Genomic DNA, 24,497 nt, shown 5'->3' with positions numbered 1-24,497 from the left:
CAGAATTCACTGGAGTATCGCTCACAAAACTTTTAGGAGGCGGCTTAATGCTCATTTTCCTGATGTACATGTTCGCCATATTGGGAATTTCATTACTGCTGGCAGCGGCAGTCCTGCAGATCAAGCTCTCTTCATCGTCGTCCGCCCGGAACAAACCGGTCTATGGCTTAACCTTCTTCAATTCCAACTTTTCCGAGCAATATATCACTCCGGATAAGTCCCATATTATTGCTCTGGATGAAGAAGGCAAACAGATGGCAGTAGGGTTCTATAATCCCGCCAGCCAGGAGGCAGCATCACCGGCGATGTTCCCTTTTGAGCACATTCTGGGATCGGAAATTGTAGAAAATGCGCTAACGCTCACCAAGATCAGCAAAACCAGCCGGATTACCACCAGCCCGGCCGGACAGACTCTGGGTGCAGCTCTCCAATCAGGCACCGCAGTTAACCTTGATGCTGACAACGCCGAGGAGATCAACGAGCTTACGCTTATCATCTATCTCGACAGCGCCGACACTCCAGTGCTCTCCATTCCATTCCTTCCGGGGCTTACCCCCGCCAAAAAATGCGATCTCCAGTATTCACAAGCCCTCTCCAAAGCCCGGCTGGTACATGAAATGATTCGCGGAATCGTGTCGGCGTAACTGCCGTGCTGCAGGCTGAAGCTCTCTCTATATAGATTAAACTCGAAAAATTAAGAATAAAGGGAAGGAAGCGGCCGCGGGCATATGGAATATTGTGCTTAATTTTGGACTTGGGCGTTCATGTGGCGATACCTGTAAAAACATAATCAGCCTGGCCAAAGCGGATCGTCCGGCCCGCTAAACCGGGGGCATCTGTTGCCAGCAGCAGTTCCTGCATCTGCTCCCCGGTCCCCTGCCGGAACACAAAAGCCTTGTCTCCGATAGCAAGGGATACCGAATTGCCATCCCAAGGGCCAGCGTTCCGGACAGGCAAGCCGAGAATACGGCTCCAGTGTGCCGCTGTTGCCACCGGATCAGGAACGGAGAAGACAGCCGCCCGTACTTCAACTGCTCCGGCAGGGTGGGGCCTAATAATGCCCGCCGTCTTAAGCTCCTGTTGACGCTGCTCGTCTGTGCCTTTCCACTGAATAACGAACGGGTAGACCAGTCCCTGAAAATGCCCCCCAATGGTCAGCATCCGCCATTCTATCCATTGTCCCTGCCTGTTCAGCCGTCTGCCGTCCATAACCGGCGACAGCTTGAGGCCTTGCTGGTTGAGCAGTGACGCAGTCTGCTCAATATTATCCGTGCGGATAGCCACCCTGCTGAAGCCCTCATGTTCGGGCAGCAGCTTCACAGCGTCCTTGACGACAAGATTGGCTGTATCCGCCGATTCTGCCAGGTCCCGGTTCTCCACTGCCAGAAATTCCACATAGTTCAGCCCGAAGTAACTCAGCGCATTATGGGTGCCCCACAGCTTGTGCGATCCGCCCGGGAATGCGGCAAGGCCATTGTCCGTAAACGTCTGCACAGCCTGCTCCAGATCATTGATATAATGAACGGTATGATCCCACTGGAGGCTGCTCATGAATGTACCTGCCCCAGCTCTGTCGTGCGCTTCACGGCAGCCTTGACACTGCGCTGCAGCCCGGCTGCGAAATCGCTGTTGTTCAGCTCATACAGGGCATGGATACCGACGCCGCCCGGAGAATTGTTGATGTCCAGCAGCTGGCGCGGATGCTTGCCGCTGTGGCGCAGCATGGCAACGGCCCCTTCCACGTTCTCCAGCGCGACCTGCCAGGCCTGTTCCCGGGGCAGACCGGCAAGCACTCCGGCATCGGCCAGGGACTCGATGAAATAATAGACATAATTCGGCCCGGCCACCCCATAGCCGGTAAAGATATCAATCTGCCCTTCTTCCAGATACAGCACCTTGCCAAAGGCGTTCAGGAAGCCGTCGACCTGTGCTTTGTCGGCAAAACCGTTCAAAGCCGCACCGCTGTAGCCAAGGCCGGTATCGGTCAGCGTATTCGGAATCACCCGGATAATCGGGCGTTCCGCACCTGCATACCCGCCCAGCCTGGCAATGCTCACTCCAGCCACGATTGACAGCACGGCAGCCTGGCCTGCCGCATGTGCCGAGATGAACCTGCCGACCGCCGCCAGATCATCCTGCGGCCGCACGGCAATGACGATCAGCTCCGCTTCGGCAAGCAGTACCTCCTGAGCCTCGGACACAGCCGCCCGCACACCATAAGTGTGCTTCAGATATAAGCTGCGCTCCTCATTCACATCCGCCACACTGATCTGCGCGGCCTCATAGGGGCCTTTGCTGATAAGCGCCCGAATGATCGCCTCGGCCATTTGGCCGCCCCCGATAAAATGAATTCTTTTTGCCGCCATCCTGTTATCCCCTCCGTTCATTTATCAGTTACTGGCCCACGCATCCGGAAGTATAAAACCGTCATATTTGTCCTGCGCGCGGATGTACTCCTCGAATTCCTTGGATTCATAGGCTGCCTTCAGATCCTTCGCCCATTGGGTATTCAGATCGTCTTTGTTGACAGTGACGGTGACCCGGTGCTGCTCCGGTGTGTTCTCAATCTTCAGTGCTTCGGTAATTTGACGTTTGGCATTGGCAATATAGTTGCCGTTAACCACTCCGTAATCAACATCGGCCAGCGAAACGAGAATCTGGGCGGAGTCCAGCGCCTCCAGCTTCAGCTGATATTTATCCGGCTCCACACTGCTAAGGTTAAAATCAGTTGTTCCGGCATCAGGTTTGACTTTCACCCAGCCCAGCTCCTCCAGAATCCGCACCGCCCGCTCCTGGTTCACCGGGTCATTCGGTATTGCGATAACCGAGCCGTCCTTCACTTCATCAAGCGACTTGTGCTTCTCGGAATACAGCCCCTGCGGCGCACTCGGCACGAAATTCAGCACCGCCATATCTGCTCCAATTTCCTTGTTAATGCCCTCCATATACGCGGTACTCTGAAAAACACTGGCATCGATAGAGCCTTCCTTCATCGCCGGGTTGACCTGCATGTTCTGGGAAAAGGTCTTAATCGTCACCTTATAGCCCTCCTTCTCCAGAATCGGTACAATGCCGAGGCGGAACTGCTCCTCATAAGTACCTACGCCAAAGCCGACGACGATATCCTTTTTGTCCGCACCGGCTGCCTCTTTGTTCCCGCACGCACCAAGCACTACCGACATTCCTACCAATGCTGCAGCTGCCAATGTTCTGATTTTCATAAGTCAAACCCCTTTTCATCTAAAAAAAGTTTCCGAGAGCAAATCATAGTTTACTTATCGGATTTAAAAGAATTAGTGGTATGATAGCATGGGCAAATTTGAATCGTCAATGAGATTTTCGTTACTTTCATGAAACTTTTCATCGTCATTCCTTCCTTGAAAACAGGCTGAACAACCCGCTTCCTGTTTCATTAACGTCATCTCAATGTTAAAATTGCCAAATCAGCGCCCTTTCGCTTCCGGCGGACAGGGTTTCCTGCTGTGATGTGGAATATGAAATAGGAACGCCCGCACCTGCTGCGGCAGATGTACACTTACACTAATGAGACGGAGGAACTGAATGAGATGAACAACACGATTAATTTTGCGCACCGCGGCGCATCTGCGGCCTGCCCGGAGAATACGATGGCGGCATTCCGCAAGGGTCTTGAGCTGGGGGCAACCGGCATTGAAACCGATGTGCAGATGACCCTTGACGGAGGGCTGGTCCTCATTCACGACGAGAGCCTGAACCGCACAACGGATCGCAGCGGGTTGGTAAAGGATCTGACACTGAGTGAGGTGCTGGAAGCGGATGCCGGATCGTGGTTTGGCGCTGAATTTGCCGGGGAACGGATTCCTGCCCTGGAAGAGCTGCTTGATCTGCTGCAAGGACGTGACACCATCCTGAATATCGAACTGAAAAACGGCACATATCTCTACCCCGGCATGGAGGAAAAATTGATCGCCGCTGTGCGGGAGTATGGCATGAGTGAGCGTATTGTGCTGTCGAGCTTCAACCATTATTCACTTGCTTACTGCAAGTCGCTGGCACCGGAGATTCGCACCGGGATTTTATACGGGGAAGGTTTGTACCGCCCATGGGATTATGCCGCTTCCCTGCAGGCAGATGCGCTGCATGCCTATCATTTGGCCGTGCTGCCGGAGTTTGTAGCCGAGGCGTCGGAGCATGGCATCGTCTATCATCCATGGACCGTTAATGATCCGGAACGCATGAAAACCTTAATTGAAGCCGGAGTGGCGGGCATTATTACCGATGTTCCGGATGTGCTCGCCGGGCTGCTGGCGTCCAAGGGAGTGTGATGGAGTGAAAAAAGTCTGGCTGCTTGGCTTCGGCTTTTTCAGCATCAGCATTACATGGAGCTTGTACAACGCGTTTGTTCCTTTTTTTCTGGAAAAATATGTGCATAGTGTGGCCCTGATCAGCTTCATGATGACCATCGATAACTATTTCGCGCTGTTTCTGCAGCCGTGGATCGGCAACCGCAGTGACCGGACGGCGACCCGCTTCGGGCGCAGAATGCCCTATTTGATGATCGGCATGCCGCTGGCTGCCGTGCTGACCATGCTGATTCCGTTCCACAGCGGACTGTTCACTCTCCTGCTGTTCATGATGCTGATGAATCTGGCCATGAGCCTGTACCGGTCGCCGACTGTGGCGCTGATGCCGGACATTACACCAGAGCATCAGCGCACCAAGGCCAACGGGCTGATTAACTTCATGGGCGGAGTAGGTTCCATTCTCGCTTTTGGCGCAGGGTCCTATCTTTACGATTCGAGCCCTGTGCTGCCATTCGCGGTAGCTGGCCTGATCACACTGCTGTGCCTGTTTATTGTGTCGCGGTTCATCAAGGAGGACCGGGATGGCGTCAATACAGCCGGAGCCAACACCGCAGCCGAATCTGTTGCTGACAGGTCTCTCCAGCCGGAGGAGCTTGTTCTTCCCTTAAGCAGACCTGCACGCGTATCCCTGAAAAAACAGCTGGACCGGACGACGGTCTGGCTGCTGGCAGCCATCTTTTTCTGGTTCGTGGCTTATCAGGGTGTTGAAACACTGTTCACCTTGTACGGCAAACATCATCTTGGTCTTAGTGAGCAGGCGGCTTCCTTCTCGCTCACCTTCTTTTCGCTGGCTTTTGTGATTTTTGCCATTCCGAGCGGCTGGCTGGGCGGACGGTTCGGGAAGAAACAGATCATTATTCTCGGGGTATGCGGACTGACGGCGGTATTTGCACTGGTAGGATTTGCGGAAAATGTGCTGCTGCTGCGGGGTCTGCTGCTGCTGGGCGGAATATTCTGGGCTTGCATCAATATCAATTCTTATCCATATGTAGTGGCTACCGGAAATGAAGAAAGTATTGGTACGCGGACCGGGATATATTATTTGGTCTCCTCGCTTGCTGCCATTACATCGCCTCCCCTGCTGGGGCTGCTGATTGATCTTACGGATTATTCTGTCCTGTTCTATGCGGCAACCGTTAGTATGGCGTTTGCCCTGGTATGCCTGCTGCTGATGAAAGGGCGTGCCACAGCAGTGAACACGGTTCATTCCAATAAAGCTTAACCGGAAACATGCATTAGGCGAAAAAAAACAGACCTCCCCTGCTCACGCCCGCATGGAGTTCTGCTTATCGCCAAGTCTATTCGTACTGGAAAGGCTGGTGTGCAGCATACTGCCGGAGCTGCCGGCGGGTTTGCTCTGTCTGGTACTTTGATCCTGCTTGTGCAGGGAATAGCGGCCGCTGCCCAACTGCTTGGCGTTGTACATGGCAGAATCGGCCTCGTTGAGCAGTTTCTGGCGGTCGATTCTGCCATGGCTCATGGTAATGCCGATGCTCGCTGAAACAAACAACTCATGTTTCTCCAGCTTATAATTCCGGGTCGTCTTCTCCAGAATCTGCAGCGCCAGCTGTTCCGCATCCTTGCGGCTGCAGCGCTTGGCGATGATCACGAATTCATCCCCGCCAATGCGGAAGATATGCCGCTTGCCTTTGCTGGAGAATTGGCTCAGCGTGGTACCGACTGCCCTAAGCAGCAAATCGCCTACATGATGTCCAAGCGTGTCGTTGATGGCTTTGAAGCGGTTCAGATCCAGAAACAGCACTGCGAGCTGCTCGTTAGGCTTGCAATGGTCCCAGAAGTGATCCATGCCGTTCTTGTTCAAAAGACCGGTCAAGGAATCTCGGTAGGCCAGTTCCTTCAACTGCTCCCGTTCCGCCAGGAACTGGTGCAGCCGGGAGAACAGATACAGCATCCCCGCCAGCGTCAGAATATAAAGGGTGAGCGGAAGGAACAGGCTCTCATTATCAGGGGCATATTCCGAGAGGGTCTGCATCCCTAGCAGATGCATGACACCCATTCCGGCGCCTGCAACAAGGATCATGAAGACCGCGCGTATTGCGCGGGCTTTTTGACTTTTGCCGCCGAATTTTGGGGACAGATAAAAAATACTATAGACGGTCAATGCTGCTATGAGCACCGACGATAAGGCCAGGATATAATTTCGGGCTTCCATCGTTTACTAGCACTCCCTTTTGCGTGTGAGTAGTTTCGCACTCTGAAGCTGTACTGTACAATAATACACTGAACAATATCTGAACACCACTTTGAACAATCATGATGAAGGGCCGACATCACCAGCATTATGCTTAGCATTATTATGCTTATTATCGGCAGCATGACCTTCTTCCTGCATGGGATGTTTTGGAAGCTGATGCAGCACGCTAAGTGCACAAGAAAGGGAAATCACAATTTCCTAAATAAGAACAAAACGGCTGCACCGTCCTTCACTGGACAACGCAGCCGTTTTGGATTTCAGTTCAGCGTTCCTTAGAGGCCCCTCCATGAATCCTGCCACACTTTTCAAGTGGAACGGTTAACTAATTCGGCTCTGGCACCTCGTGATCTGCAAGCTAAGTGGAAAAGGGGTAACTAATCCGCTCTAACACCTCGTGATCTGCAAGCTAAGTGGAAAAGGGGTAACTAATTGGGCTCATTTTGCTCCAAAAAAAGGTAATTCAGCCCAATTAGGTTTCCTTTTTCCACTTAAAAGTCACAATTGTTGAATTTGGGGAGAAATAAGCTCCCTTTTTCCAACTAGCCTAATGACCGATCCGCAAAAACCCGTCCATTAGTGGAGGAATTGATATCCTTGATTTCATTGGTCCGCCAGCGGCCATGCGTGCCAAATTCAAAGGTATTTCTACCTTTCATTTATCCGCCAGCGGCCATGCGCGCCAATTCGAGGTATTTCTACCTTTCATTGGTCCGCCGACGGCCAGCCGGGCAAGCCGCCAGCAGCTCCGCCCTGGGGGCATTCATTTCCGGCGGCTCATAGCCTTGCCCGGACTGCCCGGTGCATACCGTTCAGCGTTCTGCTTCCATATGTGACACGCAGTTGTACAGTGCACAGGTCCAGCCGCTGTCGTCCTTGACGATGTGGGTGATCGAGGTGTTTTTGAGCAGCTCTCCCACATCGAGGCCCGGGACCAGTTTTCTCAGGCTGCTGCGCAGAATGGCGCCGTGGCTGACGATGAGGATTCTTTTGCCGGGATGCCGTGCCGCAATTTCCTCGATGGCCCTGCTGCCTCTCTGCTGGCCCGATTCGTCGCTTTCCAGCCCCATATCCATGCTCTTCCATCCGCTGCCCCAGCGCTGCACACGTTCGTCTTCTGTGGTGCCTTCAATCAGACCGCCGTTCATCTCGCGAATCCCCGGTACCTGCCCCGCAATCGGAATACCGAGGCGCTTCGAGATCACCTCTGCTGTCTGTACCGCTCTCAGCAAATCGCTTGAATAGATGTAATCCCACTGTTCCCCGCTCAGGCGTTCGGCGATGGCCGCTGCCTGCCGCAGCCCCTCCTCATCAAGCGGATTATCGGTATGCCCCTGAATCCGGCCTTCTTTATTCCATGCTGTGCTGCCGTGCCGAATCAAGCCTATGGTTGTCATTGGGCTGCCCACCTTTATTCATTGTGTATAGTATTCTGTAGATTATAAACCATCGCTGCAGCTGATGCATGCAGACGCCGCGGAATCCTAAAGAATGTGTTAGTCGTACGATGTGAATCATTGACGGTACTTCTGCCTGGTTATATGATGATATGGGCTTGTTTGCCGGAACCCGGCATACTCCATCCCTATTTTTCATGCTGTCCTCTCAAAGAGGCCTCGTTTCTATGTCCGTTACTCTACAACGGATAAGTATCATACTTCAAAGGAGATTACTGTTTATTATGAAAAAGCTGTCCATTCTTACCCTCGTTTTCATTCTCATGCTCACTGCACTCCCTGCTCTACCCGCCAGCGCCGCAGCCGCTGCGGCACCCAAAACCGCTGTCTATGTCGACAAAGACAACCACTCCTTCATTCCGCTAAGGTTCCTGAACGGTTTTGCCGGTATTCAGGCAGGCATGGGCGGCCAAACCGGCAAAGACATTACCATCTCCAAAAACGGGACGACTATAGTACTTGCTTCAGGCCAAGCGGGGGCCTCCGTAGGCAGCAAGTCCGTTAAGCTGAGTGAGCGGCCTTTCAGCAGCAATGGGACAACCTATGTCCCCTTGTCCCTCATCAGCCAAACCCTTGGCCTTCAGTTGGCGTGGAATAAAACTACCGCTTCCCTTACCTTAACTGCCGGTGAAACCTCTGCTACCCTGCCTGTGTTAACCGGTTCTCTTATTTCCGCAAGCTCTCCGGCAGTCGTAAGCTCCAGACATACATACAAAGTAGGCGGCAGAGCTTTTCCCGTACAGATGGTGACCGTCTCCCTGCTGCATCCCGCGCTCAAGCTGGATGTTGTCCTTGCAGGCAATACTGTGGGCAAGACGGAAGCGCTCGGCAGCATCGCTAAGCGCAGCGGGGCTGTTGCCGCTATTAACGGCACGTTTTTTGACGCCTATACAGCCGGAGCCTACAAAGCTCCTTACGGTTATATTATCAGCCGCGGAAAAATGCTGAAGGACAGCCCGGCAGATAAACGGACCGTCTTCGCTTATGACAACAACCTTCTGGCAGAGCTGATTCCGGGCAGCAAATTCATGGAACATTTCAATGCCGGTACTGTCACAGGAGCAATCCAGGCGGGTCCCCGGCTGCTAGTAGACGGTAAAGTGGCGCTCAATGTGGCCGCTGAAGGCTTCCGGGACCCCAAAATATTAACCGGCGGCGGCTCCCGCAGCGCGCTGGGCCTGACTCAAGACCATAAGCTCATCCTTCTGACCTCCGGCGGAGCAACCATCCCCCAATTGGCACAGATCATGAAACAGGCCGGAGCGTATCAGGCAATGAACCTGGATGGCGGCGCATCCAGCGGCCTTTTTTACAGCGGTAAATATCTGACCTCACCCGGACGGCTGATCAGCAATGCGCTGGTGGTCAAAACCAACTAAGCACTGCCGATTAAATTGCCTTCTATTAACCCGCTAGCCTCCATGCACCGGTCCTTCGGACCGGAAGCCGTGGAGGCTTTGCTGCGGAAAACGCTCCTTTTAGCCCCCGGCTCTCCCCGGGTGCTGTCCAGACTTTGCAAGATTTTCCCTGGACATGTTACTGTATAACTGGATAAAGGAGTGAACTCATGGAAACGATTCTGATTGTTGAGGACGACGCCAAGCTGGCGGACCTGCTGGATGCCTATCTCTCCAAATATGATTTCCATACGGTAGTTGTGGAGGATTTTAACAGAGTTCTGGAGACCTTTGAGCAAGCGGCCCCCAGCCTGGTGCTCCTGGATGTCAATCTCCCCAGATATGACGGGTTCTATTGGTGCCGCCAGCTGCGCAAGTCTTCGCTGTGCCCCATTCTGTTCATCTCCGCCCGCGACAGCGGGATGGATCAGGTAATGGCGCTCGAGAACGGCGGTGACGATTACATTACCAAGCCTTTTCAATACGAGGTGGTTCTGGCCAAAATCCGCAGCCATCTGCGCAGAGCCTACGGCTCATATGCCCAGAACCAGGAGGAGCGTAGGCTGCAGACGGGTGGCCTTACCCTTTTGCCGGAAAGATATGTCATTCAGTTCGCCGGTCAATCCGCAGAGCTTACCCAGAAGGAAGCCGTGCTGCTGGAAGCGCTGATGCTCAAGGAAGGGCGGGTAGTCACCCGTGAACGGCTGCTTGATCTGATGTGGGAGGACCAGCATTTTATTGATGACAATACCTTGAATGTATATATTACGCGGGTGAGGAAGAAGCTCAAGGATCTGGGGCTTGAGGAAATCGTGGAAACGGTCAGAGGCGCGGGCTACAGGCTGAACGCTTCCGGAGACAGCCGGTGAGGCTGTTCCTCAAGGACCAGCGGCCGCTGCTGATCTTTTATCTGCTGCAGATGATCCTCGTTCCGGTTCTGTATTATTTGTCCGGCGAATCCAGGCCGCTGTCGATCATCCTGTATGGAATGGCACTCAGCGCTGCGGTTATTCTCGTCTATCTGGTGTACAGATATATCCAGCATCATAAGCTGTACAGCCGTCTGGCCCAACCGGCCGCTGCACCCGGTGAGCTGCCTGCTCCGCTGGATGATGCGCCGCTGCCCGAAGCCGTGAGCGAGCTGCTCCAGGTGACCCACCGCCACTATCAGGAGCAGCTCCAGAGCCATATCAGCCGGATGGATCAGCATATTATTTTTATGAACCGCTGGGTACACCAGATGAAGACTCCGCTGTCCGTTATCCAGCTTACGCTGCAGGAGCTGGACGATGAGGCGGCAGGCAGCATCCAGGAAGAGCTAGAACGCCTGCGCAAGGGTCTGGAGATGGTCATTTATACCTCCCGCCTGGAGCGGTTTGAGGATGACTTCCAGGTGCAATCTCTGCCGCTGCGCAGAATCATCAGCGAAGCGGTGGCCGAGAACCGCAGGCTGTTCATCCGCAGAGGCATCAAGGCTGATATCCGGGTGGATGAGAGCCTAACCGTATACAGCGATGCCAAATGGCTGATGTTTATGCTGACCCAGATTCTGGTCAATGCCGTGAACTATACTTCCGGATCAGGCAAAACCGTTGCCGTCACGGCACAGGCCATAGACCAAGATATCATCCTTGAAATTACGGATGAGGGCATCGGCATTTCCTCTGAAGATCAGAAAAGGGTATTTAATCCCTATTTTACGGGTGAGCGTGGACGCCAGTACCATGAATCGACCGGGATGGGCCTGTACCTGGTCCGCGAAATTTGCAGCCGTCTCGGCCATAAGGTCGGCCTGGAGTCCCGGCCCGGAGAGGGAACTGCGGTAAGAATTATTTTTAGCGCAGCTGCCAGACTGGAGAAGTAAACGGAACCGGTCTCCAATAAGATCAGACATAGGTCCGAGACCCTGCCTTTACGGATGGGGCCGGACCTTTTTTGGCGTGTACGGTTTGGCATACGCGGTTTACGTATACCGGTTTGGCGTACGGTTTGGCGTACACGGTTTGCGTGCCCTGCTATTAGAGACCACACTCTCACTTAGGCAGAATAAGGAATTGAAGGCCTGGGGATAATAACGCCAAAGAATCCAGATTCCAGCAGAATGGAGGCGTTACGATGCCAGGCAACCCGCAGCGGGCCAACCCCGACAAGAGCGACAACCCAGAACAATCCGTACCCGGCCCGTTTCCTCTTAATCCTTCTCTGGAGGTGAATTTACAGGAGCTTAGCCAGCGGATTGGCCGCAGTTCGGATATTGTGGTCCGCAGATTTACCAATGAGTCGTTGAGCTCGCTAGATCTGGCCTTTATCTATATTGACGGACTGGTCAACGCTGACGTGGTCAACCAGGGTGTACTTCAACCCTTGCTGGAAACGGTCAAGCTGAAAAGCGAATTCATCAGTGCCACTGATGCCTTCCATATGATCAAGAATCAAATGCTGCCTATTGGAGGGGTTAAAGAAGGCAATACCCTGGAAATGCTGCTGCCCATGCTGTTCGACGGCTATACCTTAATCCTGCTGGGAGGGCTTGGGGTGGGTATGGCTGCGGATACCTCCGGTTGGGAGAAACGCAGTATCAATGAGCCAACCTCCCAAGGCGTCATCCGGGGCCCCAAAGAAGGATTTACCGAAAGCCTGCGGACAGGCACCTCCATGCTGCGGCGCAGACTGAAAACCCCTGATCTGCGCATTGAGGAGTATAAAATCGGCCAGCGCACCCAGACTGGAGTGGCCCTGGTCTATTTGGAGGGCATCGCCAGCAAGCAGGTGCTGAAGGAAATCCGCCGCCGCCTGAATGCGATCAATACCGACAGCATTCTGGAGAGCAACTATATTGAGGAATTCATTCAGGACGGCGGCCTGACTCCGTTTCCGACGATCCAGAATACAGAGCGCCCGGATGCGATGGCCGGCGGCATTCTGGAAGGGCAAGTCGGAATCATTATTGACGGCACGCCCTTTGCTCTGCTTGCACCGTCCACATTCTTCAACTTCTTTCAGTCCAGCGAGGACTACTATCAGCGTTATGATATCTCCTCCTTCCTGCGGCTGATCCGGTATTCGGCATTTTTTGTATCTATGCTGCTGCCAGCCTTATATATTGCTGTCACCACTTTTCATCAGGAAATGCTGCCGACCACCCTTCTGATCAGTCTTGCCGCACAGCGGGAGGGGGTTCCGCTCCCGGCGCTGGCGGAGGCGCTGCTGATGGAGCTGACCTTTGATGTGCTGCGCGAAGCGGGGGTGCGCATGCCGCGCACCATCGGTCCGGCGATTTCCATCGTGGGCGCTCTGGTGCTGGGGCAGGCCGCGGTTCAAGCCGGACTGGTTTCGGCCGCAATGGTGATTGTTGTATCTTTTACTGCGATCTCCAACTTTGTCATTCCTTCGCTGGCGATCGCCAACTCGATCCGGCTGATCCGTTTTGTCATGATGTTTATCGCCGCGACCCTGGGACTATTTGGCATTATGTCCTTTCTGATAGTGCTGCTGATTCACATGGCCGGATTGCGTTCGTTTGGGGTGCCGTACCTGTCGCCGGTGGCTCCAATGGTTCCGCGCTACCTTAAGGATATCTTTATCCGTGTACCGCTCTGGGACATGACAATGCGTCCCAATACCATCCTGGGCAAAGAAACACGCCGGCAGGGTGAACATCAGCAGCCCAAGCCGCAAGGGGAGGATCCGGTATGAATAGCAAAATCGGCACTACCCAGGCAGCTATGCTGATTGTCAACACGATACTGCCCACTGCTACTGTCGTGCTTCCGGCAATTATCAGCAACTATGCGGAACAGGATGCGCCGCTTGCTATTCTGCTGTCCACCTTCTTCGGGCTCCTCATCGCATATATTGTCGGCAGCGCTGTTCGCTGTACCAATGGCGCTCCGTTCCTGACATGGGTCGGCGAAAAAAGCTCGCCCGCAATTGCTGCAGTCCTGGGCCTCTTTATGCTGCAGTTCTACCTGGACACTTCCACAACAATTTTGCGTGAATTCGTCAATTTCCTGAAGGACAATGTACTCATCAATACACCGATTTCGATCCTTTGCGTATTGATTCTGCTCATTACCATTTATATGGTAAGACAGGGCCTGGAAGCCATCGCCCGGGTGAACAGCCTGGTGATCCTCTTGTACTTGTTATTTGCGCCGCTATATATATTCGGCTTAACTGACGAAATGAATGTGCACCAGCTGTTGCCAATGTTCGATCATTCTCTGGCTGAGCTGACCCTTGCCAGCATTACTCCAACTACGTGGATGTCCGAAGTGGCCGTGCTGCTGTTCCTGGCGCCTTATCTGCAATCTCCGCAGAAGGCCCGGATCATTGGCTGGACCGGTCTGATTTTTGTTGCCATGCTGATGATGTTTTCTCTCATTATTGCGCTGATGGTGTTTGGCCCTGACCTTATCAGGCTCAGTGCGTATCCCGGTTTCTCAGCCGCTAGCATCGTACATCTCGGAAGATTTATCGAGAAGCTGGATATTCTCTTCATTTCTTACTGGGTATTGTCCATCTACGTGAAATTTTCGATTTTTCTGTTTGCTACGGTAGAGTGCTTTAAGCAAACCTTCAGGGTAGGCAGCAGCCGGCCTTTTATCGGCACCTTGGGTCTGCTTATCGTGCTGGAATGCCTGTATACCTGGCAGAGTACGGAGAAACTGAACCTCTATAACAAGGAAGGGCGTTTTCTGGTTTTCTTTCTCTTTAATGTACTCGTTCCTCTGGGGGCGGTTGGACTGGACCGCTTCAGGAAGGCTAAAACCAAGCGGAAAGGATGGGGAGCATGAATATTTCAAAAAAAAACCTCTTCTGCCTGCTGTGTCTTCCCCTCTTATCCACACTGCTGTCCGGATGCTGGGACGACCGTGAGCTGAGCGAGCTTGGCATCACTTCCGGTTCAGCCTATGACTGGGAGGATAACCAGTGGAAGGCCACTTACCAGGTAATCAACCCTTCTTCTGGAGCCAGCAATACGGGGGGGACCGGGGGCGGAAGCACCAGTTCGCCTCCATTCGTCACCTTTACGGTCAAGGGGAGGACCATTATGGAGGCGGTTGAAAAAACCAACCTGACCAGCACACGCCAAATGTTCTTCTCCCATTCCCGGATTACCGTGCTGGGCGAAAGTCTGGCCAGACACGGTGTCAATCAATTAATTGATATGTTCCTGCGCAAGCAGGACGCCCGTGAAACCGTCTATGTATTTATTGCCAAAGATGAAGCCGGCGATATTCTGGATCAGCTCATGCAGCTCACCAAAAACCAGGGTGCCGGCATCCAGTTGATGATAGAGCAGGAATCCCGGCTAGTATCCTATTACCCCGGCACACGGATGTTCGAGCTCGCGATGGCCCTTTCTTCCGAATCAGGCAGTGCGATCCTTCCGGAAATCCTCCTGACCGGGCCAGAGGTTATGGATGAAACGCAGGAAACCGGACGGACGGACCTGCAGACCCGGCTGGCCCTGGGGAGACTGGGCGTGCTGAAGGGCGAGAAGCTGGTCGGATGGCTGAGCCAGAAGCAGGCCTTTGGCTTGTCTTTTATGACGGACAAAATAAAAACAGCCACAATCGCCTTCCCTTCCAAGCCCGAATCCGATGAAAAGCCGGATGCTTCTTTTGTCCTCCAAAAATCCAGAACTACGGTTCAGCCCAAATGGGAGAAAGATCATTATGTCATCGATATCCATATAAAAGGCAGCGGTGTATTAGCCGAACTCGGCAGCGTCATGGATTTGAACGAGCGGGCTTCGATTACAGAGATGGAGCATACTCTCGAACAGCAGGTGCTGGAACTGGTGGACAACTCCTGGAAGGAGGTCAGGAAGCTGGGTGCCGATGTCACCGGCTTTGCAATCAAAATTCACCGCAGTGACCGCAAACGCTTCAAGCAGATCCGGAAGGACAAGAGCTGGGACCGCGTGTTCCAGGAGATCGAAATCCGGCCTCATGTATCGATGGAAATTGAGCGGACAGGACTCAGCAATAAATCCTTTGAATCTGTTCACGAGAAATAAAGGAGCTTGTCTATGAAAATAGCTGTAATTCTGGGGCTCTATATCCTCGCTTTCTGGCGGGGTTGCACCCTGCTGCAGGGACAAGGGCGCAAACTGCACAGGCTATGGTTCGGCTGTATATTGGTCTATTGTGCCTATGTTCATATTTGTGGCATTACGAAAACTCCGTATTTCGGCGTATCTACGCTATATATCGCATACTTCCAGCCTGCGGGCCGGGCAATCATCAAGTGGTTAGGAGGCTGACCCTATAACATGCACAACAAGGAGCAGGTGTCTGCCCTGCAGCTTTCGTTCATGATCATGCTGTTTGAAATCGGCAGCACACCGCTGTTTCTGCTCGGCGCCAAGGCCAAACAAGATTCCTGGCTGGCGATGTGCACCGGCGCGGCAGCAGGTTTAGTTCTGCTAATGCTTCTGATGTGGATTCAACACCGTTCTCGGCATTACGACCTTATCGGCATGCTCGTCCTCCACTTTGGTAAGATTGCCGGTTCAGCCGTCGGCGGAACTTACAGCCTGTATTTCGCCTACCAGTCGATGCGCAATGTCCGTGACCTGGGTGAACTGACCGCGCTGACCCTGCTGCCGAACTCACCGATGTCCGTTACGATGCTGATTTTTGTCGGGACTGCCCTTTACGCCATTTGGAAAGGGACCGAGGTGGTCTTCCGCCTGCCGGAGGTCCTGCTGCCAGTGGTGCTGTCTTTTTATGCTGTGCTTGTTCTTCTGCTCGGAATCATGGGCTCCCTGGACTTCAACCATTTAGCACCTGTTTTTGAGAACGGATTTAAGCCGATTGCGGATGCCGCGCTGCCCGATATTGTTTCCTTTCCCTTCGGACAGATGATTGTATTCCTGATGCTGTGGTCTTTATGGGATAAACCGGGGGTTCCGGTAAAAAACAGCGTAGCAGCTTATCTCCTCATCAGTATATTTCTGATCTTCATGAACGCACTCAATGTAGCCGTTCTCGGGCCGGCCATTGCAGGGACCAGTCAACTGCCCTTTTTAAAAACCGTACGCACCCTTTCGAATCTGAAGTTTATCGAACGCCTGGACATTCTGGTTACCATCCAGCTTTATATCGGTCTGCTGGTCAAGATGATGCTGTTCTACTTCTGTTCTGTGAAGGCCATAGCTGAGCTGACCGGAAAACCGGCCAAATGGTGGGTATTCCCCGTAGGCGCGGCCATTTATGGTGCTTCCTTTCTGGAAAGAGACTATACGCAGCATATCGCTATTGGCCTTGGACCCAGTCTGAAAATCGATTCTGTGTTTCAGGTGGCGATCCCTCTGCTGCTGGCTGTTTCCATCCTGCTGCGCAGCTGGTTTGCGCGCCCCTCCTCCTAATCTGCGAACATAACCTTAAACGGGCCGTAAGAATTCATTAAGGTAAATCCATAGCTTACCGGATGTCCATCCTGTACACTCGGAAACAGAGGCGAAACATCAAGCACATCCGCATCCTAAGATTAGGGTGACTCATGTTTCCGACAGGAAGGAATGAAAGAAATGAATGTACTGGAAGTTACCGCTCTTAACAAAGTGTATCCGGGCAAAGTCAATACCCAGGCCCTCACCGATATTCACCTCAGCATTGAGCAAGGCGAGTTCGTTGGCATTATGGGACCTTCGGGCAGCGGTAAGACCACCCTGCTTAACATGGTTTCCACCATTGACCAGCCCTCTTCGGGCGTGGTGAAAATCGGAGGCAGCAACCCCTATCTCATGAACAAAAAGGAGCTGGCCCTGTTCCGCCGCAGGCAGCTTGGCTTCGTCTTTCAGGATTTCAATCTTCTGGAGACGCTGACTGTAGCTGAGAACATTGTTCTCCCCTTGACTCTGGACAACCGCAAACTGGCCGAAATGGACGCTCTGCTGCAAAAGGTTGCGGACCGGCTGAACATCAAGGATATCCTGAATAAGCGGACCTATGAAATCTCCGGCGGACAACGCCAGCGCACGGCGATCGCCCGGGCAATTATCACTTCCCCCGCGATTATCCTGGCCGATGAACCTACAGGTGCGCTGGATTCCAATTCCTCACGGCTCGTGATGGAATCGCTGGAGGACATCAACCGCAAGGAAGGCACCACACTGATGCTGGTCACGCATGATCCGATGGCGGCAAGCTATTGCAACCGCATCGTCTTCATCAAGGACGGCAAGCTGGCGGCGGAAATCCACCGCGGAGACAACCGCCAGGCCTTCTTCCAGAAAATTATCGACACACTTTCATTCTGGGGAGGGAATACGCATGAGCTTTCCTCAATTCGCGTTTAACAATGTGCGGCGGAATGCGCGTGCGTATATGGCTTTTTTTCTCAGCAGCGCCTTCATGGTCATGATCTTCTTCTCCTATTCGGTATTTATGTACCATCCTGGCGTTACGTCTGTAGAGATGGGCAAAAATTCAGCTGCCGGGATGATGATTGCTTCCTACATTGTGTTCATTTTTGCTTTTTTCTTCGTGATGTATTCCATCAGCGCCTTTCTGAAGCTGCGCAATCAGGAATTCGGCATTCTGATGATTCTTGGCGCCCGTCCAGGGCAGATCAACCGGCTGATTATGCTGGAAAACATGCTGATCGGCATGCTGTCGATTGTAACCGGGATGGCCGCCGGAATGCTGCTGTCGAAGCTGTTTCTGCTCCTCAGCACCACGGTTATGGGCATTGACAATCTGCCGTTCTACTGGCCGGTCAAGGCGCTGGTTACGACCTCCGTTGCTTTTATCGCCCTTTTTCTGGCCAATTCCGTGTTCACACTGTTGTTCATCCGCAAAAATCAGGTGCTTGAGCTGCTGAAGGGCAGTGTGAAGCCGAAAAAGGAGCCCAAAGTCTCCTGGCTGTTGGCGTTCCTTGGGCTGGCCCTGCTGGCAGCTGGTGCTTACGCCATCCGGACTCCGTTATCGCCTCTGTCCCTGCTGGCAGCCGCTGTTACCGGAATTCCCGGTACTTATTTCTTCTATTCACAGCTGTCCGTACTGGGAATGCGCCTGCTGAGGATCAGCCGCAAGCGGGTATGGCGGGGAACCAATCTGCTATGGATCTCAGAGATGAGCTACAAAATTAAGGACAACGCCCGGATGCTGTTTATGGTCACAGTTGTTACCTCTCTCGCCTGTATGGCTGCCGGGTTCCTGCTGTCCATCAGCCAGGCGAACCGGACGAGTTATATGAACAGCCCGTTCGGAATTATCTACACTATCTATGATCGTGGTGCCGCTGCTGATACCGGAAGACAGAAAATCCTAAGCACATTGGACCAAAACGGAATCAAATATACAGAGAACAAGGTTAATTTCATCCGCAGTTCTGTCAAAGATCACAAGGGCAAGTTCAACAGTGTTATGCTGCTCTCCCTTTCCCGCTTCAATCAGCTCGCCGGGCAAATAGAGTCTGCCGGACTGCCTCCACTGACGGACGGGGAAGCTGTTCTGCTGCTTAACCCCAAGTACAGGGACGTTAAGTTCGATACCGGCCAGACTGTGTCCTTACCGGCTCCAAATGAGGAGAAGCTTATTTTGAAGCAGGTGCAGAATCCAAAGGCGATGCCTTTCGGCCAATATACCGCACCTGTATTAATCGTGAGTGATGGTTATTATAAACAAGCCGCCGCCGCTGCTGACCGTTCCAACCTGATGGAGTATTATTTCTACAACATCCCGGCATGGGGCGGTGCGCTGCCCAAAGCAGGTGAACCGGAGACCGTGATTTCAGGCGAACTGGAGACGTGGAGCCGGGGCTGGAACGTTGCCAATGACAATTGGGATACCCTGATCAGCACCTCGGCGGGCGACTACACGGCCTCGAAGCAGGGAACATCCATGCTCAGCTTCATCGGCATTTTTATCGCCCTGATCTTCTCGCTGTCGTCTGCCAGCTTCCTCTATTTCAAGCTGCATACGGAGCTGAACGCTGACATGAAAATGTACCATTCTTTGTCCAAAATAGGCCTGAGCGTCAAAGAAATGTCGGCATCTGCAACCCGCCAGATCGCTTTGCTGTTCTATATCCCTATTCTAGTCGCTGCGGTGCAGACGCTGGTCGTTATCCGTCCGGTGCTGTATCAGATCAGCATCCGCAATGTCACGATGCCGGTTCTTGTAACGGCAGCAGCTTTTTTGGCGGTACAAACGATATATTTCATCATTGTCCGGTCCCGCTATATTCATAGTCTGAAGAAAATGATGGTGTAGAACCCTGTGTCCGGGCTGGTCCTGCACCCTTGGGCAACGGAACCGGCATTTCCAGCTGACAACCGTCTGCCGTATTTCTTGCCCCTATCCATCGCTTCTTGGCGAATATGGCTTATCCCGGGTTGGACGGCAAGCCGGGATACAGGTACACTGGCTATATTGAAACAGCCAATGATTAAAGGGAGGGTTCGGACGTATGTCCAAGGCCGATTACATGTTGTCCATTCTGTGGATACTGCAGCAGCACAAAAGAACCGCTGCTGAGCTGGCCGAGGAGCTGGAGCTGAGTGTGCGCTCCGTCTACCGCTATATTGACGCCCTCTGCGCCAGCGGTGTTCCCGTCATCGCGGATGCCGGTCCGGGCGGCGGCTATAGTCTGCCGGAGCATTTCAGCGCAGCTCCGCTGTTCTTCGACGCCGGGGAACGGCGGGCGCTTGTACAGGCCTCGGCCTTTGCAAGGGGAAGCGGCTATCCCTATGAGCAGGCGTTGGACGGGGCGATTGCCAAGCTTAAGCGTTACAGCAATGCTGAACAACTCTTGCACATGGAGCGCCACGAGAGCGGACTGGAGACGCTGCATTCGCCGGCTGCCCCGCTTGCGCAGCTGCTGGAAGAGCTGGAGGCCTGTACGGCAGACAGCCTGACGCTGGAGATGGAATACCGCAAAGGCAACGGCGGACTCCCATCCTCCCGCAGTATTGATCCTTACGGACTTGTGTTATGGAAAGGCCAGTGGTACCTAACCGGGTTCTGCCATCAGCGCCAGGAGATCCGCAGCTTCCGGGTGGACCGAATCGCCGACCTGCGCAGGACGGGGGCAGGCTTTATACGTCCCGCCAGCTTCTCAGCACGCGAGTTCCTGCTGCAGAGCCTTCTGCCCGGCCAGGACAATCCGGCGGAGCTGACTGCCGTCGTCATTTCAGCTGCAGAGGCCGTATTAAATGATCTCTGCAGCCATTGGCTGTTCGGGCATACACTGGAGCAGCGAAGCGAGAACACAGCAAGGTTCCTGCTGGATGAGGCCACGTTGTACAGCTACGCTCCGTACTTTCTGCTGCCCTACGGCAAAGCGCTGACCATCCGGGAGCCTGCCGCCTTGAAGAAGAAGCTCGCTGAAGTGACCGCAGATCTTACAGCCTATTACAACGAATCTTAGATTTCTTCCTGGATCACTGACCATAACTGTCAGTGATCTTTTGTTATAGTGAAGACAGGCTTAAGGCTGTATGAAAATACACTTCCAGGGAGGAACAAATGAAATGAACGAATTGAAATATGAATTTTATATTGCCGGCACTCAAGCCCAGGTGTGGGATGCCTTGGTCTCCCCCGGGCAGGTCCAACAAATTTATTATGGCAGTGTAATCCGCTCCAGCTTCAATCCGGGAGAACTGCTGGAATATGTCGGTCCTGGAGCGGAAGGCGATGAGACTGTGCATGTGTATGGAACGCTGCTGGAATTTATCCCGGAGAAAGTGCTTAGCTTCACACACAAAGTAGGCCCTTCCTACCTGAAAGACAGAGAAAACTATGAGTCGCGCATTTCCTGGCGGCTGGAACCGGAAGGAGCCTGCACCCGTTTGACGCTCATTCACGATAACTGGCATCCGGACGACCCCGCCTATGCAGCCAGCGACAGCGCCTGGTGGCATATCCTGAGCAACACCAAAACCCTGGTCGAAACGGGCCGCACCCTGGATTTCGGCAGCTGGGAATAGCTGACGGGAATATACAGGGGCTGTATTTAGCTCAAGCACCCAGTGCACCTGCCACCGGCAAGTACACTGGGCATTTGGCCTGAAAGCGACTCAATCAAAGGTATTTCTGCCTTTGATTTCGGCGGTTCCGCCGGAGCGGGCCAATTCAAGGGTATTTCTACCTCTCATTCCCATCAGTTGCCCACTTCTGGCCAAATTAAAGGTACTTTTACCTCTCATTCCCCTCAGTCGCCCACTTCTTGGCCAAATCAAAGGTATTTCTGCCTTTGATTCGCCAGATTCAGGCAGCTTCCGCACAACGGCGGCTCATTCCACCACTCGGGCATTCCCCGCCAGCCAGCTTCATCACTTCCAACTAATTACTTTCCACTTTTTTTCACTCCAATAAAACTCCGTATATCCACCATTCCCTCATAGCAGCCAAACGGATCTCCTCTTTCCACTTATCTGACTTATCCTCAGCAGAAAATTAACATCTCTATCAATATTCGACCAAAATATACCATTATTTTCTGCATTTATTATCTGCCTTAAATTCATTTTCCCCTTGTTATGACCAGCACAGCGCGCATTTATAAATATCTCTCATTTATTTTTCCCTAGGGAAACTTTTTTGTTGCCAAGACAAATTCATTCACGTATACTACTATTGTGGCAGACTACAAGAATCTATCCCTAGTGCACAATATATACTTATATACTTATATACTTAATTCTAAATATGAAAGTAGGGAATGTTATGGCTGGAGTTGTTATTCCATTATCTGAGGCAGTAAACGGCAGCAAGCTGGTGATCAGCGGCATAGAAGTGCAGGGTGTGCTGCGGAGAAGGCTGCTCGATCTCGGATTTGTCGTTGGCAACGCTGTAGAGGTGCTGCGGCGCAGCCCGCTGGGTGACCCTACGGCATTCCGTGTAAGCAACACAACCATAGCGCTGCGGCGGGAAGAAAGTGAATTGATTTATGGAACTTTGATTGGAGGTGGAGACGAATGAGTCAATATACTGTGGCTTTTGCCGGCAACCCCAATACGGGGAAAAGCACGCTGTTCAATCTTCTGACCGGACTGCGTCAGCACACAGGCAACTGGGCAGGCAAAACTGTCATTACCGCCGAAGGCGAATTTACCCACAACAACCATACGTACCGCGCAGTTGACCTTCCAGGCACCTACTCGCTGTATTCCAATTCCGCCGACGAAGAGGCGGCCAGAGATTACATTATATTCGAGGAGCCCGATGTGACGTTAGTGGTTCTCGACGCGACTTCGCTGGAGCGCAATCTCAATCTTGCCCTGCAGGTGCTGGAGATTACCGGACGGGCGGTGATCTGTGTCAACCTGATCGATGAAGCCCGGCGACTTGGCATTGACATCAACTTGAAGGCGATTTCAAAACGGCTGGGTGTTCCGGTTGTAGCTATTTCTGCCCGGGGCAAAATCGGCATTGAAGCTCTTCTGGATCAGATCGAGCGAGTGGCAACCGGTGCTTTTACGGCACAGCCGCTCCGCATCAGCTATAGCGACGAAATTGAACGGGGCATCGCCGAGCTTATTCCCATGGTTGAACAGACTGTTGGCTCAAGATATCCGGCGCGTTGGATTGCCCTGCGGCTATTGGATGGTGATGAGAGCCTGCTCCATTCGCTTAAGACCCACATGGGACGCAAAAATATTACCGAAACAAAGGAGGTTGTGGGCCATGGAGTCACCGCATATCATTAAAGGAACCGACGCCATAGACTCCCTGCTGCCCTTCGCAAAGAAGCTCGCGGACAAAAGCTCGATCCGGGATGAAATTGTCAGTGGAATTTACGGGGTTTCGGCCGGAATTTGCCGGGATGCCGTGACCTACAAGGACCAGAAGAAACTCGCCAGCACCTATAAACTGGACAGCATCGTCACCTCCAAAATTTGGGGTTTCCCCATTATGCTCGCCGGCCTCGGCCTCGTGTTCTGGATCACCATTGCGGGCGCCAATTATCCTTCGGGCTGGCTCGCTTCCCTTTTTGGCTGGATTGAAGGCTATCTGACTGCCGGTTTTGAGGCTGTGAACGCACCGGCCTGGCTGCATGGCGTGCTCGTGCTGGGGCTGTACCGCGGTACCTCCTGGGTCATCAGTGTCATGCTGCCGCCCATGATGATTTTCTTTCCGGTATTTGCGCTGCTGGAGAATTTCGGATATCTGCCGCGCGTGGCTTTTAACATGGACCGGTTGTTCAAAAAATCCGGCGGCCACGGCAAGCAGGCCCTGACCATGTCGATGGGCTTCGGCTGCAACGCTGCCGCCATTCTCTCCACCCGCATAATTGAATCACCCCGGGAACGGATGCTGGCCATTCTGACCAATAACTTCGTTCCCTGCAACGGACGCTGGCCTACGCTGATTCTGCTCTCCTCCCTGTTCATGGTCGGCGGGGCCGCAGCGGGCGCCCTGCGCACTTTATCGACAGCCCTGGTGCTGATGGGCATTGTCCTGATCGGCATCATCGTCACCTTAACCGTCTCCTGGGTGATGTCTAAGACCGCGCTGCGCGGAGTGCCAACACACTATACACTGGAGCTCCCGCCATACCGCCGTCCGCAGATTTGGAAGACCATACTGCTCTCCTCCAAAGAAAAATCCCTGAACGTGCTGACCCGGGCAATCGTGGTTGCTGCGCCAGCCGGGATTATCACCTGGATTCTGGGCAATGTAATGGTCGGGGGAGACAGCGTACTTAACCATATGGCTGCTTTTTTTGATCCCTTTGCGAATTTGCTTGGGCTCGACGGCTTCATTATTATGGCCTTTATTCTGGGGCTCCCTGCCAATGAAATCGTGCTGCCGATCCTGCTCATGGGCTATATGTCCTCCGGCGCAATGGTGGATATCGATGGACTTGGCGGCATTAAGGATATTTTCCTGAGTCATGGCTGGACTTGGCTGACCGCGCTGAATATGATGCTGTTCTCTCTGCTCCACTATCCATGCGGCACCACGCTAATCAATATTTACAAAGAAACGCGCAGTATGAAGTGGGCGGTGCTCTCAGCTGTCATTCCGCTCGGGATTGCCATTGCTGTAACCTTCGCCGTGGCCCAGGCCGCCCGGTTGTTCGGCTGGGTCTGATGTCACTCCTGCACTCCAGCCGGAAAGCGGCC

At 53.2% G+C, this 24,497-nt stretch carries 23 protein-coding genes; 18 read left to right on the top strand and 5 right to left on the bottom strand.

Features of this window, described 5'->3' with window-relative positions; all coding sequences use genetic code 11:
* Window positions 1-47 precede the first annotated feature (47 nt).
* A complete protein-coding gene (locus PGRAT_RS06020) occupies window positions 48-644 on the top strand; it encodes a hypothetical protein (protein ID WP_025704088.1) in 597 nt (198 codons plus the stop codon).
* Window positions 645-762: 118 nt separating this feature from the next.
* Here the strand turns inward: PGRAT_RS06020 and PGRAT_RS06015 are convergent, their stop codons facing one another.
* Genes PGRAT_RS06015 through PGRAT_RS06005 form a run of 3 tightly spaced genes read right to left on the bottom strand, consistent with a single transcriptional unit; the run spans window position 763 to window position 3,221 of the window.
* On the bottom strand, window positions 763-1,551 hold the full coding sequence (locus PGRAT_RS06015; protein WP_025704087.1) for a VOC family protein: 789 nt from the start codon (window positions 1,549-1,551) through the stop codon (window positions 763-765).
* Window positions 1,548-2,366, bottom strand: a complete 819-nt coding sequence (gene proC, locus PGRAT_RS06010; protein WP_025704086.1) for a pyrroline-5-carboxylate reductase — start codon at window positions 2,364-2,366, stop codon at window positions 1,548-1,550. Before proC ends, PGRAT_RS06015 begins: the two co-directional genes overlap by 4 nt.
* A gap of 24 nt (window positions 2,367-2,390) precedes the next feature.
* Window positions 2,391-3,221, bottom strand: a complete 831-nt coding sequence (locus PGRAT_RS06005) for a MetQ/NlpA family ABC transporter substrate-binding protein (protein ID WP_036703553.1) — start codon at window positions 3,219-3,221, stop codon at window positions 2,391-2,393.
* 345 nt (window positions 3,222-3,566) lie between these two features.
* Here PGRAT_RS06005 and PGRAT_RS06000 point away from each other — a divergent pair, with 345 nt between their 5' ends.
* Entirely contained in the window at window positions 3,567-4,304 is a 738-nt protein-coding gene (locus PGRAT_RS06000; RefSeq protein WP_025704084.1) for a glycerophosphodiester phosphodiesterase, read from the top strand.
* Window positions 4,305-4,308: 4 nt separating this feature from the next.
* Window positions 4,309-5,565, top strand: a complete 1,257-nt coding sequence (locus PGRAT_RS05995) for an SLC45 family MFS transporter (protein ID WP_025704083.1) — start codon at window positions 4,309-4,311, stop codon at window positions 5,563-5,565.
* Between the two features lie 42 nt (window positions 5,566-5,607).
* Here PGRAT_RS05995 and PGRAT_RS05990 read toward each other — a convergent pair whose 3' ends face one another.
* Both PGRAT_RS05990 and PGRAT_RS05975 read right to left on the bottom strand, forming a co-directional pair.
* Entirely contained in the window at window positions 5,608-6,516 is a 909-nt protein-coding gene (locus tag PGRAT_RS05990; protein WP_025704082.1) for a GGDEF domain-containing protein, read from the bottom strand.
* 851 nt (window positions 6,517-7,367) lie between these two features.
* On the bottom strand, window positions 7,368-7,952 hold the full coding sequence (locus tag PGRAT_RS05975) for a histidine phosphatase family protein (RefSeq protein ID WP_025704079.1): 585 nt from the start codon (window positions 7,950-7,952) through the stop codon (window positions 7,368-7,370).
* Between the two features lie 284 nt (window positions 7,953-8,236).
* On the opposite strand from PGRAT_RS05975, the gene PGRAT_RS05970 reads away from it, so the two are divergent.
* From PGRAT_RS05970 to PGRAT_RS05900, 15 genes are all read left to right on the top strand, one after another.
* On the top strand, window positions 8,237-9,391 hold the full coding sequence (locus tag PGRAT_RS05970) for a phosphodiester glycosidase family protein (RefSeq protein ID WP_025704078.1): 1,155 nt from the start codon (window positions 8,237-8,239) through the stop codon (window positions 9,389-9,391).
* 188 nt (window positions 9,392-9,579) lie between these two features.
* On the top strand, window positions 9,580-10,278 hold the full coding sequence (locus PGRAT_RS05965; RefSeq protein ID WP_042266198.1) for a response regulator transcription factor: 699 nt from the start codon (window positions 9,580-9,582) through the stop codon (window positions 10,276-10,278).
* Window positions 10,275-11,273, top strand: a complete 999-nt coding sequence (locus PGRAT_RS05960; RefSeq protein WP_025705072.1) for a sensor histidine kinase — start codon at window positions 10,275-10,277, stop codon at window positions 11,271-11,273. Before PGRAT_RS05965 ends, PGRAT_RS05960 begins: the two co-directional genes overlap by 4 nt.
* 251 nt (window positions 11,274-11,524) lie before the next feature.
* A complete protein-coding gene (locus PGRAT_RS05955; RefSeq protein ID WP_025705071.1) occupies window positions 11,525-13,105 on the top strand; it encodes a spore germination protein in 1,581 nt (526 codons plus the stop codon).
* The gene (locus PGRAT_RS05950; RefSeq protein ID WP_025705070.1) at window positions 13,102-14,205 is read left to right on the top strand and encodes a GerAB/ArcD/ProY family transporter; all 1,104 of its coding nucleotides are present in this window, start codon (window positions 13,102-13,104) and stop codon (window positions 14,203-14,205) included. The genes PGRAT_RS05955 and PGRAT_RS05950 overlap by 4 nt, the downstream gene beginning before the upstream one ends.
* The gene (locus PGRAT_RS05945; RefSeq protein WP_025705069.1) at window positions 14,202-15,434 is read left to right on the top strand and encodes a Ger(x)C family spore germination protein; all 1,233 of its coding nucleotides are present in this window, start codon (window positions 14,202-14,204) and stop codon (window positions 15,432-15,434) included. The genes PGRAT_RS05950 and PGRAT_RS05945 overlap by 4 nt, the downstream gene beginning before the upstream one ends.
* 12 nt (window positions 15,435-15,446) lie before the next feature.
* Window positions 15,447-15,680, top strand: coding sequence for a hypothetical protein (locus PGRAT_RS05940; protein ID WP_025705068.1), 234 nt, complete (start codon window positions 15,447-15,449; stop codon window positions 15,678-15,680).
* Window positions 15,681-15,689: 9 nt separating this feature from the next.
* Complete coding sequence (locus PGRAT_RS05935; protein WP_025705067.1) at window positions 15,690-16,787, top strand: GerAB/ArcD/ProY family transporter; 1,098 nt, start codon at window positions 15,690-15,692, stop codon at window positions 16,785-16,787.
* A 162-nt stretch (window positions 16,788-16,949) separates the two neighbouring features.
* Window positions 16,950-17,720 (top strand): ABC transporter ATP-binding protein, encoded by a 771-nt coding sequence (locus tag PGRAT_RS05930; protein ID WP_025705066.1) that lies wholly within the window; start codon window positions 16,950-16,952, stop codon window positions 17,718-17,720.
* Window positions 17,695-19,638: an FtsX-like permease family protein gene (locus PGRAT_RS05925; protein WP_025705065.1), complete on the top strand. Its 1,944-nt coding sequence runs from the start codon at window positions 17,695-17,697 to the stop codon at window positions 19,636-19,638. Before PGRAT_RS05930 ends, PGRAT_RS05925 begins: the two co-directional genes overlap by 26 nt.
* Before the next feature lie 196 nt (window positions 19,639-19,834).
* On the top strand, window positions 19,835-20,794 hold the full coding sequence (locus PGRAT_RS05920) for a helix-turn-helix transcriptional regulator (protein WP_042266197.1): 960 nt from the start codon (window positions 19,835-19,837) through the stop codon (window positions 20,792-20,794).
* A 103-nt stretch (window positions 20,795-20,897) separates the two neighbouring features.
* A complete protein-coding gene (locus PGRAT_RS05915; protein WP_025704880.1) occupies window positions 20,898-21,356 on the top strand; it encodes an SRPBCC domain-containing protein in 459 nt (152 codons plus the stop codon).
* Between the two features lie 739 nt (window positions 21,357-22,095).
* On the top strand, window positions 22,096-22,350 hold the full coding sequence (locus PGRAT_RS05910; RefSeq protein WP_025704879.1) for a FeoA family protein: 255 nt from the start codon (window positions 22,096-22,098) through the stop codon (window positions 22,348-22,350).
* On the top strand, window positions 22,347-23,078 hold the full coding sequence (locus PGRAT_RS05905) for a FeoB small GTPase domain-containing protein (RefSeq protein ID WP_025704878.1): 732 nt from the start codon (window positions 22,347-22,349) through the stop codon (window positions 23,076-23,078). Before PGRAT_RS05910 ends, PGRAT_RS05905 begins: the two co-directional genes overlap by 4 nt.
* A complete protein-coding gene (locus tag PGRAT_RS05900; RefSeq protein ID WP_025704877.1) occupies window positions 23,056-24,465 on the top strand; it encodes a nucleoside recognition domain-containing protein in 1,410 nt (469 codons plus the stop codon). Before PGRAT_RS05905 ends, PGRAT_RS05900 begins: the two co-directional genes overlap by 23 nt.
* Window positions 24,466-24,497: the final 32 nt, after the last annotated feature.

The sequence above is a fragment of the Paenibacillus graminis genome, from assembly GCF_000758705.1.
Classification (GTDB): Bacteria; Bacillota; Bacilli; order Paenibacillales; family Paenibacillaceae; genus Paenibacillus_AQ; species Paenibacillus_AQ graminis.
This window is presented reverse-complemented; position numbering and strand designations above follow the sequence as displayed.

What these genes read in the sequence shown, in the direction of transcription:
- PGRAT_RS06000 (WP_025704084.1), top strand. Translation starts at nt 3,567, where the DNA reads ATGAACAACACGATTAATTTTGCGCACCGCGGCGCATCTGCGGCCTGC.
- PGRAT_RS05920 (WP_042266197.1), top strand. Translation starts at nt 19,835, where the DNA reads ATGTCCAAGGCCGATTACATGTTGTCCATTCTGTGGATACTGCAGCAG.
- PGRAT_RS05940 (WP_025705068.1), top strand. Translation starts at nt 15,447, where the DNA reads ATGAAAATAGCTGTAATTCTGGGGCTCTATATCCTCGCTTTCTGGCGG.
- PGRAT_RS05975 (WP_025704079.1), bottom strand. Translation starts at nt 7,952, where the DNA reads ATGACAACCATAGGCTTGATTCGGCACGGCAGCACAGCATGGAATAAA.
- PGRAT_RS05900 (WP_025704877.1), top strand. Translation starts at nt 23,056, where the DNA reads ATGGAGTCACCGCATATCATTAAAGGAACCGACGCCATAGACTCCCTG.
- PGRAT_RS05910 (WP_025704879.1), top strand. Translation starts at nt 22,096, where the DNA reads ATGGCTGGAGTTGTTATTCCATTATCTGAGGCAGTAAACGGCAGCAAG.
- PGRAT_RS05990 (WP_025704082.1), bottom strand. Translation starts at nt 6,516, where the DNA reads ATGGAAGCCCGAAATTATATCCTGGCCTTATCGTCGGTGCTCATAGCA.
- PGRAT_RS05925 (WP_025705065.1), top strand. Translation starts at nt 17,695, where the DNA reads ATGAGCTTTCCTCAATTCGCGTTTAACAATGTGCGGCGGAATGCGCGT.
- PGRAT_RS06020 (WP_025704088.1), top strand. Translation starts at nt 48, where the DNA reads ATGCTCATTTTCCTGATGTACATGTTCGCCATATTGGGAATTTCATTA.
- PGRAT_RS05955 (WP_025705071.1), top strand. Translation starts at nt 11,525, where the DNA reads ATGCCAGGCAACCCGCAGCGGGCCAACCCCGACAAGAGCGACAACCCA.
- PGRAT_RS06005 (WP_036703553.1), bottom strand. Translation starts at nt 3,221, where the DNA reads ATGAAAATCAGAACATTGGCAGCTGCAGCATTGGTAGGAATGTCGGTA.
- PGRAT_RS05930 (WP_025705066.1), top strand. Translation starts at nt 16,950, where the DNA reads ATGAATGTACTGGAAGTTACCGCTCTTAACAAAGTGTATCCGGGCAAA.
- PGRAT_RS05970 (WP_025704078.1), top strand. Translation starts at nt 8,237, where the DNA reads ATGAAAAAGCTGTCCATTCTTACCCTCGTTTTCATTCTCATGCTCACT.
- PGRAT_RS05945 (WP_025705069.1), top strand. Translation starts at nt 14,202, where the DNA reads ATGAATATTTCAAAAAAAAACCTCTTCTGCCTGCTGTGTCTTCCCCTC.
- proC (WP_025704086.1), bottom strand. Translation starts at nt 2,366, where the DNA reads ATGGCGGCAAAAAGAATTCATTTTATCGGGGGCGGCCAAATGGCCGAG.
- PGRAT_RS06015 (WP_025704087.1), bottom strand. Translation starts at nt 1,551, where the DNA reads ATGAGCAGCCTCCAGTGGGATCATACCGTTCATTATATCAATGATCTG.
- PGRAT_RS05905 (WP_025704878.1), top strand. Translation starts at nt 22,347, where the DNA reads ATGAGTCAATATACTGTGGCTTTTGCCGGCAACCCCAATACGGGGAAA.
- PGRAT_RS05950 (WP_025705070.1), top strand. Translation starts at nt 13,102, where the DNA reads ATGAATAGCAAAATCGGCACTACCCAGGCAGCTATGCTGATTGTCAAC.
- PGRAT_RS05965 (WP_042266198.1), top strand. Translation starts at nt 9,580, where the DNA reads ATGGAAACGATTCTGATTGTTGAGGACGACGCCAAGCTGGCGGACCTG.
- PGRAT_RS05915 (WP_025704880.1), top strand. Translation starts at nt 20,898, where the DNA reads ATGAACGAATTGAAATATGAATTTTATATTGCCGGCACTCAAGCCCAG.
- PGRAT_RS05935 (WP_025705067.1), top strand. Translation starts at nt 15,690, where the DNA reads ATGCACAACAAGGAGCAGGTGTCTGCCCTGCAGCTTTCGTTCATGATC.